This is a genomic window from Achromobacter ruhlandii, from assembly GCF_002082135.1.
In the GTDB taxonomy this organism is placed as follows: Bacteria; Pseudomonadota; Gammaproteobacteria; order Burkholderiales; family Burkholderiaceae_B; genus Achromobacter; species Achromobacter ruhlandii.
The window spans coordinates 468,560-480,186 of record NZ_CP017433.1 but is presented as its reverse complement, the minus strand read 5'-3'; the positions used below and the strand labels follow the sequence as shown (position 1 = coordinate 480,186).

General features: G+C 68.0%; 11 protein-coding genes. 7 read left to right on the top strand and 4 right to left on the bottom strand.

Features of this window, described 5'->3' with window-relative positions; translation table 11 throughout:
• The first annotated feature begins 327 nt into the window (after nucleotides 1-327).
• A complete protein-coding gene (locus tag AruCF_RS02145; RefSeq protein ID WP_144419191.1) occupies nucleotides 328-1,599 on the top strand; it encodes an IS256 family transposase in 1,272 nt (423 codons plus the stop codon).
• 420 nt (nucleotides 1,600-2,019) lie between these two features.
• Here AruCF_RS02145 and AruCF_RS02140 read toward each other — a convergent pair whose 3' ends face one another.
• Nucleotides 2,020-2,916, bottom strand: coding sequence for a LysR family transcriptional regulator (locus AruCF_RS02140; protein WP_049071098.1), 897 nt, complete (start codon nucleotides 2,914-2,916; stop codon nucleotides 2,020-2,022).
• A gap of 166 nt (nucleotides 2,917-3,082) precedes the next feature.
• On the opposite strand from AruCF_RS02140, the gene AruCF_RS02135 reads away from it, so the two are divergent.
• The 6 genes from AruCF_RS02135 to AruCF_RS02110 all read left to right on the top strand — a co-directional run bounded on the left by AruCF_RS02135 (nucleotide 3,083) and on the right by AruCF_RS02110 (nucleotide 8,035).
• A complete protein-coding gene (locus AruCF_RS02135; protein WP_049071097.1) occupies nucleotides 3,083-3,757 on the top strand; it encodes an RraA family protein in 675 nt (224 codons plus the stop codon).
• Nucleotides 3,754-4,971 carry an aminotransferase class I/II-fold pyridoxal phosphate-dependent enzyme gene (locus tag AruCF_RS02130; RefSeq protein ID WP_049071095.1) on the top strand — a complete coding sequence of 406 codons (1,218 nt, stop codon included), beginning with the start codon at nucleotides 3,754-3,756 and terminating at the stop codon, nucleotides 4,969-4,971. The genes AruCF_RS02135 and AruCF_RS02130 overlap by 4 nt, the downstream gene beginning before the upstream one ends.
• Nucleotides 4,972-5,039: 68 nt before the next feature.
• Nucleotides 5,040-5,867, top strand: coding sequence for an ABC transporter substrate-binding protein (locus tag AruCF_RS02125; RefSeq protein ID WP_049071093.1), 828 nt, complete (start codon nucleotides 5,040-5,042; stop codon nucleotides 5,865-5,867).
• Nucleotides 5,868-5,892: 25 nt separating this feature from the next.
• Nucleotides 5,893-6,594, top strand: a complete 702-nt coding sequence (locus AruCF_RS02120) for an amino acid ABC transporter permease (RefSeq protein ID WP_049071092.1) — start codon at nucleotides 5,893-5,895, stop codon at nucleotides 6,592-6,594.
• Nucleotides 6,595-6,596: 2 nt separating this feature from the next.
• On the top strand, nucleotides 6,597-7,313 hold the full coding sequence (locus tag AruCF_RS02115) for an amino acid ABC transporter permease (RefSeq protein ID WP_049071090.1): 717 nt from the start codon (nucleotides 6,597-6,599) through the stop codon (nucleotides 7,311-7,313).
• Nucleotides 7,310-8,035: an amino acid ABC transporter ATP-binding protein gene (locus tag AruCF_RS02110; protein WP_049071089.1), complete on the top strand. Its 726-nt coding sequence runs from the start codon at nucleotides 7,310-7,312 to the stop codon at nucleotides 8,033-8,035. Before AruCF_RS02115 ends, AruCF_RS02110 begins: the two co-directional genes overlap by 4 nt.
• A 1,048-nt stretch (nucleotides 8,036-9,083) precedes the next feature.
• Here AruCF_RS02110 and AruCF_RS02105 read toward each other — a convergent pair.
• The 3 genes from AruCF_RS02105 to AruCF_RS02095 all read right to left on the bottom strand — a co-directional run.
• A complete protein-coding gene (locus AruCF_RS02105; RefSeq protein ID WP_049071087.1) occupies nucleotides 9,084-9,824 on the bottom strand; it encodes a lysophospholipid acyltransferase family protein in 741 nt (246 codons plus the stop codon).
• On the bottom strand, nucleotides 9,821-11,125 hold the full coding sequence (locus AruCF_RS02100) for a dihydroorotase (protein ID WP_049071086.1): 1,305 nt from the start codon (nucleotides 11,123-11,125) through the stop codon (nucleotides 9,821-9,823). Before AruCF_RS02100 ends, AruCF_RS02105 begins: the two co-directional genes overlap by 4 nt.
• The coding region (locus AruCF_RS02095) for an aspartate carbamoyltransferase (protein WP_496349929.1) at nucleotides 11,122-11,627 on the bottom strand (506 nt) is incomplete at its 5' end. The genes AruCF_RS02100 and AruCF_RS02095, both read right to left, overlap by 4 nt.

Below are 11,627 nucleotides of genomic sequence, written 5' to 3'. Positions count from 1 at the left end.
GGGGGAGGGGGTAATGGCGGCGCGGTGGGGGCTGGCTTGCGCGTGACGAGCGCGTGCGCCGCCGACAACAGTCGTGGTGCCGGCAGCCGCGCAATCGCACCGGATAGCGCCCTTTTCGTGGTGCCGATAGCCGTGCAATAGCATCGGATGGGGGCCTTTCCACCCGCGAGGGGAGTGTCAGTATTTTTGTGCTTAAGGCATTAAAAGCCTGATCGTCGTTTAGATCAGGCCTGTCGATGCTATCGCAGCGAGAGGGGGCAGTGACGCCCTGGGGCCTATCCGCAATTTTGTGTGCGGGGCATATCATGAGGACTAAAGATCATGGATATGCCGATGAAGAAAAGACGCACAGCAGCCGCTCAGGCGGCGGCCCGTGGGCCGCTGCCTGAAGTCCCAGCCGAACTACTGGACCATCTGGTCAAGGGACCGATGACGCCCAGCGAGGTTCAAGACCTGTTCCTGTCGTTCCAGAAGGCGGTGATCGAGCGCACGATGGCCGCCGAGATGAACCTGCATCTGGGCTATCGGCCAGGCGAGGACAAGCCCGAGGGCCAGGCCAACGAGCGCAACGGCGCCAGCGGCAAGACGGTGCTGACCGAGCGTGGCCCGGTGCGCGTGGAGCTTCCCCGCGACCGGGACGGCTCCTTCGCCCCGATCCTGATCCCCAAGCACGAACGACGCTTCACCGGGTTCGATGACCGGATCATCGCCATGTACGCCCGGGGCATGAGCGTGCGCGAGATCCAGGCGTTCCTGGCCGAGAGCTACGGCACCGAGGTCTCGCCGGACTTCATCAGCTCGGTCACCGACGAGGTCATGGCCGAGACGATTGCCTGGCAGAACCGGCCGCTGGAGGCGATGTACCCGGTGGTGTTCTTCGACGCGCTGCGGGTCAAGATCCGCGACGACGGCGGGGTCAGCAACAAGGCGGTGTACCTGGCGCTGGGTGTGCAGGCCGACGGCCAGCGCGACGTGCTGGGCTTGTGGGTCGAGCAGACCGAGGGGGCCAAGTTCTGGCTCAAGGTCTTCAATGAACTCAAGACCCGAGGGTGCCAGGACATCCTGATCGCCGTGGTCGACGGCCTGAAGGGCCTGGCCGAGGCCATCGGCACGGCCTTCCCGCGCACGACCGTGCAGACCTGCATCGTGCATCTGATCCGCAACAGCCTGGATTACGCGGGCTGGAAGGATCGCAAGGCCGTGGCCGCCGCCCTGCGCCCGATCTACGCGGCCGCCAGCGCACAAGCGGCCGAGCAGGCGCTGCAGGCGTTCGCCGATGGACCTTGGGGAACCAGGTACCCCACGATCGTCGCTGCCTGGCAACGGGCCTGGGAGAACGTCACGCCGTTCTTCGTGTTCCCGCCAGACATCAGGCGCGTGATCTACACGACCAACGCCATCGAGAGCTTGAACATGCAATTGCGCAAGATCATCAAGACGCGAGGCCACTTCCCAACGGATGAGGCCGCCATCAAGCTCCTATGGCTGGCGCTACGCAACGTGCTGGCCAAGTCCGTCAGAGCGACCTTCGACTGGAAAGTCGCCATGAACCAGTTTGCTATCCTGTTCGGCGAACGGTTTACTGCGGCCCGGGGATAACAACTTTTAAAACGCCTCGCCCACAAAAATACGGACAGGCTCACGCCCTGAAGAGAGCGTCATCATCCCGACGCAAGACACCACGTAAGCCGCAAAAGGCCGCCCGCGCGGCCGGCTTGCGGCGGGCCCCGCAAGACCCTTCCCTCACCCCCGCTGTGCGCCAAAACGCCAAGCACAGCGCTCGCCCCAGAGACCGTCATTACGTCTCATCGCGAGCGCGTGGCGGGGTCGGTGGGGGATGGCGGGGCGTGTAGATGCGCCCGGCGGAAACCGAAGGCAGCCGCCGTCAGGCGGCAACGAGGTTGAGCCCGGGGCAGTCCGGAGCGAACGCTCCGGACCGCAATCGTAGCCCCGCCATCCCCCACCGACCCCGTCACGCGCGCCTTAAGAACTCACCCCCGCGCCACAAAACCCCTCCCCTCAATGCCGCCCGCTAGAAGAAAAATCACAACAACTCCGCGCCAACTCGGCAACACTCTCACAAAACGCATCATCAGCCCCCTTGCGGTACATCGCGCAATACACCGATTGCGGCGCCGCGGTGCTGGTCCGCGCGATCACCAGTTGTCTGGCGCTAACCATCTCCGCGAAATAATCCCGCGGCAGGCAACTCACCCCGAAACCCGCCGCGGTCAGGCCCGCCATGGCGATCAGGCTGTTGATGGTGAACATGTTGCTGGCCGGCGTGTGCGGCTTGAGCCAGCCGTCGTAGATCATGTTCAGCCCTGACTCCCGGCTCTGGCGCAGCAGCGGCAGGGCGGCGATGTCGGCGGGGGTATAGACGCGGCTCGGGTCGATCATGTCGGGGCTGCCCATCCAGGCGAACTCCAGCCGCTGCAGCGCCACCACCTGCAGGCCCGGCTCGGCGAATTCGCCATGCAGAAACGCCATGTCCAGTTGCCCGGCCTGCAACCGCTTCTGCAGGTCCGCGCCCAGATCGATGTGCGGTTCCAGCGTGATGCGCGGATAGTGCGCGCGCAACAGGCGGATCAGGGCCGGCAGCCAGGTCATCGCGGTGATTTCGGTGATGCCGAAACGGAACGTGCCGGTCAGCGTGTGCTGGCCCTTCAGGCGCACCAGCAGCCGGTCGCGGTGGCCCAGCATTTCCTCGGCCAGCGCAAAGACCTCGTGTCCGCGCGCGGTCAGTTCGGCGCGGTGGCCAGAGCGGTCGAACAGGGCCACGTCGAAATCCGCCTCCAGTTCCTGGATGCGCTTGGTGATGGCCGACTGGGTGGTGTGCAGCTTCTGCGCCGAGGCCGAGAACGTGCCCAGGCGCACGGTCCAGTAGAGCGCCTCGATCTGCTTGAAGGTCAGCATGCAGGGCTCCGGTGGAGGGTCCGATTCATTCCGAAATTTCCGTTAAGGGCTAACCCTTATATTCCTAAAAGGGATCAAGTTCGTGGAAATTTAATCCCTTTTTCGGATCGCCGAAAGCGCCGACCATGCAGTCTGACTCATTCGTTTCAGGACTACACAGACCGCCATGGCCACTCTCATCACCGGCACGCGCATATTGCCGGCCGCCCCCGTTGCCCCGGAATCCATCCTGCAGGCGCTGGCCGGCATCGTCACGCCGCATCTCAGCGACAATCTGGCGCGCCGCGAAGGCATCGCCGGGCTGCATCGCTACAACCGCGCCGGCAAACTGGTCGGCACGGCGCTCACCGTCAAGACCCGTCCCGGCGACAACCTGATGATCTACAAGGCCATGATGCAGGTGCAGCCTGGCCACGTGCTGGTGGTGGATGCCGGCGGCGACCTGTCCAACGCCGTGCTGGGCGAGATCATGAAGCGCTACCTGCAGGCGCACGGCTGCGCCGGCGTGGTGGTGGACGGCGCCATCCGCGACGTGGGCGCGTTCGAGGCCGACGCGTTTCCCTGCTATGCGCGCGGCCACATTCACCGGGGCCCGTACAAGGACGGCCCCGGCGAGGTCAACGTGCCGGTGTCCATCGGCGGCCAGGTGATCCAGCCCGGCGACATCGTCGTGGGCGACGAGGACGGCCTGGTGAGCTTCGCGGTCGAGGAAGCGCCGGCGCTGATCGCGGCGGCGCGCGCGCATGCCGACAAGGAAGCGCGCATCATGGCCGAGATCGATGGCGGCGCCCGCACCCAGAGCTGGATGCAGGCGGCCTTTGCCGCCAAGGGGCTGGCATGAGCGGCGCCGACACCTTGCGGCTGGCGGCGCGCGCCCGCGCCATCAAGCCCTCGCCCAGCATGGCGGCCAAGACCCGCGTCGACCAGTTGCGGGCGCAAGGGCGCGACATCATCGACTTCACCGTCGGCGAGCCCGACCTGGCGACGCCGGCGCACATCGTGCAGGCCGGCATCGACGCCCTCAACAGCGGCGACATCCGCTACACCGCGTCGGCCGGCTGGCGGCCATTGCTGGAAGCGGCGCGCGCCAAGTTCCAGCGCGAGAACGGGCTGGACTACGCGCTCGATGAGCTGATCGTCGGCGTGGGCGCCAAGCAGCTGCTCTACACCGCGCTGGCCGCCACCGTGCAGGCCGGCGACGAAGTCATCATTCCCGCGCCGTACTGGGTCTCGTATCCCGACATGGTGCTGGTCAATGACGGCACGCCGGTGGTGGTGGCCTGCCCCGAGGCCGACGGCTTCAAGCTCACGCCCGAGGCGCTGGCGCGCGCCATCACGCCGCGCACCCGGTGGCTGTTGCTGAACACGCCCTCCAATCCGACCGGCGCGATGTACAGCGCGGCGGAACTGCGCGCGTTGGCCGACGTGCTGGCGCGCCATCCGCACGTCTGGCTGATGACGGACGAGATTTATGAACACCTGGCCTATGGCGACGAGCGCCATGCCTCGCCGGCCGCCGTCGCGCCGGAACTGGCGGGCCGCACGCTGACGATCAACGGCGTTTCCAAGGCCTACGCCATGACGGGCTGGCGCCTGGGTTACGCCGGCGGCCCCAAGGCGCTGATCAAGGCCATGGCCACGCTGATCTCGCAAAGCACCAGTTGCGTCAGCGCCATCAGCCAGGCGGCGGCGCGCGTGGCGCTGAGCGCCGACCAGGCCTGCGTCGGCGAGGCCGCCGCCGTGTTTCACGCGCGCCGCGACAGCATCGTGGCGCTGCTGGACGCGGTGCCGGGCATCCGCTGCCCGCGGCCGCAGGGCGCGTTCTACGTCTATCCCAATGTGGAAGGCCTGCTGGGCCGGCGCACGCCGGCAGGCGCGACCTTGCGCAGCGACCTGGACGTGGTCATGTACCTGCTGGACGAGGCCGGCGTGGCGGTGCTGGACGGCGCCGCCTACGGGCTGTCGCCCTATCTGCGCTTGAGTTTCGCGACTTCGATGGACCACATCGAGGAAGGCTGCCGCCGCATCGCCGAAGCCTGCGGCCGGCTGGCTTGAATCTGGCGGCCCCGCGCCGGGGCCGCCGCCGTTGGCAGTACCCATACCTATATTTCAAGGGAATCGACATGAAGCACTGGATCATCACCTGCGCGGCCGCCATCGGCCTGGCCACCACCCTGGCGCCCGCGGCCCACGCCGACACGCTGCAGGACATCAAGACGCGCGGCAAGTTCATCTGCGGCACCATGGGCACGGCCGAGCCGTTCAGCTTCCAGGACCCCAAGACCCGCGCCATCGTCGGCTACGAGGTCGACATGTGCCAGGCGGTGGCCGACAGCCTGGGCGTGCCGCTGGAACTCAAGCTGATCGCGGTCGAGGCCCGCATCCCCGAACTGATCGCCGGCCGCGTCGACGTGGTCGCGGCCAATCTGGGATGGAGCCCCGAGCGGGCGCAGCAGATCGACTATTCGCACCAGCATTTCGTCAGCCTGCAGAAAGTGCTGGCGCGCGAATCGGACAAGGACCTGAAGGCGCCCGCCGACCTGGCCGGCAAGCGCGTCAGCGCGGTGCGCGGCTCGTCGTCGGAGCAAGGCGCGCGCAAGTTCATCCCCAACGTCGAACCCGTGACCTTCAAGGACCCCAGCGGCGCCTTCCTGGCGTTGCAACAAGGCAAGGTCAGCGGCTTCGTCGGCTCCGAGCTGATGCTGGTCAAGCTCAAGCAACAGGCCGCGACCAGCGCGGTGCCTGCCAAGATCCTCGAACCCGCGCTGTTCGTGGAACCTTGGGGCATGGGCGTGCGGCGCGGGGACACGGCGATGCTGAACCAGGTCAACCAGGTGCTGGACGGCCTGGAAGCGTCTGGCAAGGCCGCGCAGATCTTCGACAAGTGGTTCGGCGCCGGCACCCCGTTCAACATGAAGCGCGACTTCCGCATCGAAGCGATCAAGGGTTGACGCGCCACGCGCGCCGGAGCCTGCGATGCATTACGTCTTCGACTTCTCCGCCATCTTCCAGGGGGAGTATCCGGCCTGGCTGCTCAGGGGGTTCGTCACCACCCTGGCGCTGGCCGGGCTGGCCTGGATGCTGGCCTTCCTGGTGGGCAGCCTGCTGGCGGTCATCCGCCTGACCGGCTCGCCCTTGGCCAATGCGCTGATCGCGCTGTACGTGGCCTTCCACCGCAACGTGCCCATGCTGGTGCACATCCTGTTCTGGTATTTCGGCGTGCCGGCGCTGCTGCCGCAGGCGGCCACCGACTGGCTCAACAATCATGGCAGCGAGTTCATCCTGTCGTGCATCGCCATCGGCCTGGTGATGTCGGCCTACGTCTGCGAAGACCTGCGCAGCGCCGTGCGCGGCATCCCGGCCGGGCAGGTCGAGGCGGCGCGCGCGCTGGGCCTGGGCTTTCTGCGCACCATGCGGTGCGTGGTGCTGCCGCAGGCCTTCCGCATCGCCATCCCGCCGCTTCTGAACCAGACGCTGCTGCTGGTCAAGAACACCAGCCTGGCCATGGCCATCGGCGTGGCGGAACTGACCGCCGCCGGCCGCGAGATCGAGAACTACACGTTCCGCACCTTCGAGGCCTATGCGGTGGTGACGGCGATCTACCTGGCTCTGTCGTTCCTGATCATGGGCGGCGGCGCGCTGCTGCAGCGGCGCTACCGGCCCCTGGGAGGCCATTGATCATGTGGGACATACTCAAAGACAACTGGCTGCTGCTGCTCATCGGCCAGTATCCGCACGGCCCGATCGGCGGACTGGCCGCCACGCTGGGCCTGGCCGCGATCAGCCTGGCGCTGGCCCTGCCCTGCGGCGTCCTGCTGGCGCTGGGCCGTATCAGCCCGTTCCGCGTGCTGCGCTGGCCCGCCTCGACCGTGGTGTACCTGGTGCGCGGTCTGCCGCTGCTGATGTTCATCTTCTGGGCCTACTTCTTCGTGCCGCTCGTCATCGGCCGGCCGGTGGCGGGCACCACGACGATGGTGGTGGCGCTGGTCTGCTACGAAAGCGCCTACCTGGCCGAGATCATCCGCGCCGGCATCCAGGCGCTGCCGCCCGGCCAGCAGGAAGCCGGGCGCGCCTTGGGACTGTCGTACCTGCAGACCATGCGCCGGGTGATCCTGCCGCAGGCGCTCTACAACATGCTGCCCAGCATGCTGAGCCAGTTCGTTTCGACCGTGAAGGAAACGTCGCTGGCCTACGTGATCAGCGTGCAGGAGCTGACCTATGCCGCCAACCAGATCAACAGCGTGCTGCTGACCAAGCCGTTCGAGGTGTTCGCGCTGTTGGCGTTGACCTATTTCATCCTGAATTTCGGCCTGAGCGCCCTGGTGCACCTGACCGAGAGACGCATCGGCAGCCGCCGCGCCGGCCGGGCCCCCGTTCCCAAGGCGATACCGACATGATCCGTTTTTCCGAAGTGCAGAAGTGGTACGGCGACTATCAGGCGCTGACCGACGTGACCGCGCAGGTGCGGCGCGGCGAGGTGGTCGTGGTGTGCGGACCGTCGGGCTCCGGCAAGTCGACCCTGATCCGCACGGTGAACCGGCTGGAGCCGATCCAGAAGGGCGTGATCGAGGTCGACGGCCAGGACATCTATGGCGCCAAGGTCCATCTGGACACGCTGCGCAGCCACATCGGTTTCGTGTTCCAGCAGTTCAACCTGTTTCCGCACCTGTCGGTGCTGGAGAACCTGATGCTGGCGCCGCTGCAACTCAATCGCGCCCGCCGCCCCGAGGCGCGCGAACGCGCCATGCAGTTGCTGGAACGCGTCGGCCTGGCGCACAAGGCCGACGCGTATCCGGCGCAGTTGTCCGGCGGTCAGCAGCAGCGAGTGGCAATCGCGCGGGCGCTGGCGATGAATCCGCCGGTGATGCTGTTCGACGAGCCGACCAGCGCCCTGGATCCCGAGATGGTGGGCGAGGTGCTGCAGGTGATGAAGGGCCTGGCGCGCGACGGCATGACGATGGTGTGCGTGACGCACGAGATGGGGTTCGCGCGGGAGGTGGCCGATACCGTGTGGTTCATGGATGCTGGGCGGATTGTGGAGGTGGCCGGGCCGGAGGCGTTTTTTGGTCGGCCGGAGACAGAGCGGGCACGGAAGTTCCTGGCCGAGATCCGGGGGTGAATTGGGTGTTTTGCGCTTGAGGGGAGGTTCTTAAGGCGCGCGTGGCGGGGTCGGTGGGGGATGGCGGGGCTACGATTGCGGTCCGGAGCGTTCGCTCCGGACTGCCCCGGGCTCAACCTCGTTGCCGCCTGGCGGCGGCTGCCTTCGATTTCCGCCGGGCGCATCTACACGCCCCGCCATCCCCCACCGACCCCGCCACGCGCTCGCGGTGAGACGTAATGACGGTCGCTGGGGCGGGTGGTGTGCTTGGCGTTTTTTTGGCGCACAGGGGGGGTAGGGGAAGGTCTTGCGGGGCCCGCCGCAAGCCGGCCGCGCGGGCGGCCTTTTGCGGCTTACGTGGTGTCTTGCGTCGGGATGATGACGCTTCCTGCTAGGCGCCGCACTGACGCCTCTCGCTGCGATAGCATCGACAGGCCTGATCTAAACGACGATCAGGTTTTTAATGCCTTAAACACAAAAATACTGACACTCCCCTCGCGGGTGGAAAGGCCCCCATCCGATGCTATTGCACGGCTATCGGCACCACGAAAAGGGCGCTATCCGGTGCGATTGCGCGGCTGCCGGCACCACGACTGTTGTCGGCGGCGCACGCGCTCGTCACGCGCAAGCCAGCCCCCAACGCGCCGCCATTACCCCCCTCTACTTCGGAGCGGAACCACCAGAAAACCGCTCGCCACCCGCGCGCAGCGCACCCGCTTCACTGTCAGATGCACAGACGCCCATCGTGGCCGCCCGCGCGGCCGCGATGGGCCGCCCCGCAAATTCCCTTCCCCGCACCCGGCTCTAGCAACGCGACAAGCCCAGACGCTCGTAGCCCCTCGGGCGGGCGGACCCGATGGCGGGCAACCTCGATGCGCCCGACGGAATCCGAAGGAGTCGCCGAAGGCGAGGACGAGGATGAGGATGGGGAAGTCCGGAGCGAACGCTCCGGACCGCAATCGCGGGCGCCCGCCATCGGGTCCGCCCGCCCGAGGGGCGACCTACGAAGCCGCCCAACGAAGCAAAAACCCAGCCAGAAGCAACCGTTCAAGCCGCCAGCAGCAGCACCTCAAAGCACCGCCTGAATCGCATCCCGAGCCTGATGCGACAATTCCAACCGCGTCGGCAACGTCCCATCCGCGTGTTTCGTCGCCAATACCGGCAAGAACACCACCTCCACCGACAGCCCCGTCGTCCCCATCACCCGCCACAGGTTCGCCACCAGCGTTTCCTCGCCCACGAACGCCGCGAAACCGCTGCGTTTGCCGTGCTGCAGGAAACGCAAGGCCACCGGCTGGATTTCCACAGCCGCCGCGCGCGCCGGCTCGAACAGGCTGGCGTGGAAAGGGCGCAGCTCGAAACCATCGCTGGTCGTGCCCTCCGGAAACAGGCCCACCGCATCGCCCTGCTTGAAGCGCGCCAGCATCGACTCGCCCATCGCATGCACCGCGTGCCGTTGGCCGCGTTCGATGAACAGCGTGCCCGCCCCCGCCACCAGCCAGCCGATCACCGGCCAGCTGCGGATCTCGCTCTTGGCCACGAACGACGTGGCGCGCGCCGAATTCAGCACGAAGATGTCGATCCAGGACACGTGGTTCGCCACCAGCAGCACCGGCCCGCTCATGCGCGGCTCGCCCTTGAAGACGACCCGCAGGCCACAGGCCGCCATCAGGCAGCGTGACCAGGTTCGATTGAGCCAGGCCCGCGACTTCGGGCGCAGCAGCGGATACACCAGCCCCACGCACAGCAGGCCGAAGACGATCAACGGCACCACCAGCATCAGGCGAAGGACAAAGCGCAGCAGCTTCAAACAGGGGTCTCCCAGGCCGGGCGGCCACCCACCAGGGTGGCGCGGACTCGACCGGGCAGCATCATACCCGCGAACGGCGTATGACGGCTGTGGCTTTGCAGCGCGCCCGGCGCCACCAGCCATTCCGCCTCCAGGTCCACCAGGCACAGATCCGCGGGCGCGCCCACCCCCAGCTCACCCAGGCCGGACAGCGTCGGCGAGAGGCCACGCAGCACCGTGGCCGGCCCCGACGTCACCCGCGCCAGCGCCTGCGGCAGCGGCAGGCGGCTGTCGCGGGCCCATTTCAGCGCCAGCGACAACAGCAGCTCCAGGCCCGTGGCGCCAGGCTGCGAATGCGGGAACGGAACGGACTTGCCTGCGTCGTCCACCAGCGCGTGATCCGAACACAGGGCATCCACCAGCCCCTCGCGCAGCGCCGCCTGGATCGCATCGCGGTCACGCTGGCCGCGCAGCGGCGGACGCAGATGGAACGCGGTATTGAAATACCCGATGTCAACGTCGGTCAGGTGCAGGCTATTGGCAGAGACGTCCGCGCTGACCGGCAGGCCTTCGCGGCGCGCGGCCCGCAGCAATTCCAGGCCGCTGGCGGTGGACAGGCGCGACAGGTGCACGCGCACGCCGGTGGCGCGTTGCAGTTCGAAAATTGTTTGCAGGGCCAGCACTTCGGCCTGCGGCGGCAGGCCCTCCAGGCCGAGGCGGTCGGCGTAGGCGCCAGCGGCGACCACCGCGCCCTGCCCCAGCCACGGATCCTGCGGCCGCAGCCACAGCGCCAGGCCCTGCCCGGCGGCGTAGCGCATGGCGCCCCACAGCACCCGGGTATCGACGATGCCCGATTCGCCCGGCGAGAACGCCAGGCAGCCCGCCTGCGCCAGCAGGGCCATTTCGGCCAGGGTTGCGCCGCCCAGGCCCACCGTCAGGGCGCCGATCGGCAACACCCGGCCCTGGCCGGCCGGGGCCTCGCGCAACAGCGCCTCGACCTTGGCCGGTTCGTCCAGCGGCGCGTCGGTGTCCGGCGGCACGGCCAGCGTGGTCACGCCGCCAGCCAGGGCGGCGCGCAGCTCGGCGGCGGACAGGCGCGCCTGCGTCGGCGCGCCGGCGTCAGGGCGCAGTACCCGCGCCGACAGGTCCACCAGGCCCGGCAGCACGGCCAGGCCGGCGGCCTCGATACGTCGGTCGGCCTGGAAGCCGTCGGGCGCCTGATCGATCGCCACCACGCGGCCGTCGGCAATGAACAGGTCGTGGCGGCCGTCGCGGCCGTGCGCCGGGTCGATCAGCCGGCCGTGGGCGATATGCAGTCTCATGCGGCGCCTCCCGCCAGGATACTCAGGGCGGCCACGCGCAAATCACGTTCGAACCGCGCCAGTCCGGCCTCGGCATCGACCAGACCGGCGGCGATGTCGCCATCGACCTCGATACCCGGCGTCAGCGGGGCAGCGGGCAGCAACAGGGCGTCGGGACGGGCCACGGCCAGCCGCGCCGTCGTCAGGCCATGGCCGGCGGCATACTCACGCGCCGACGGCAGCAGCGCGCCGCTCATGCGTTCGGCCCGCAGGGGCAGCACGATCACGACATCGGCGCCGGCCAGGCATTCATGCAGCGTGGCGCAGGCGCGCACGCCCAGTTGCGGCAGGCCGTCGGGCAACAAGGGGCGCGGCGCGGCGGCGCGCACTTCCGGCACGCCCAGGGTGGTCATTACCTGGATCAGGCTGCGCGCCACGGCGCTGTGGCGGATGTCACCCACCAGTGCCACGGCCAGGTTGGTCAGGTCGCGTCCGGCTCGCAGCATCGCCTGCACGCGCGCCA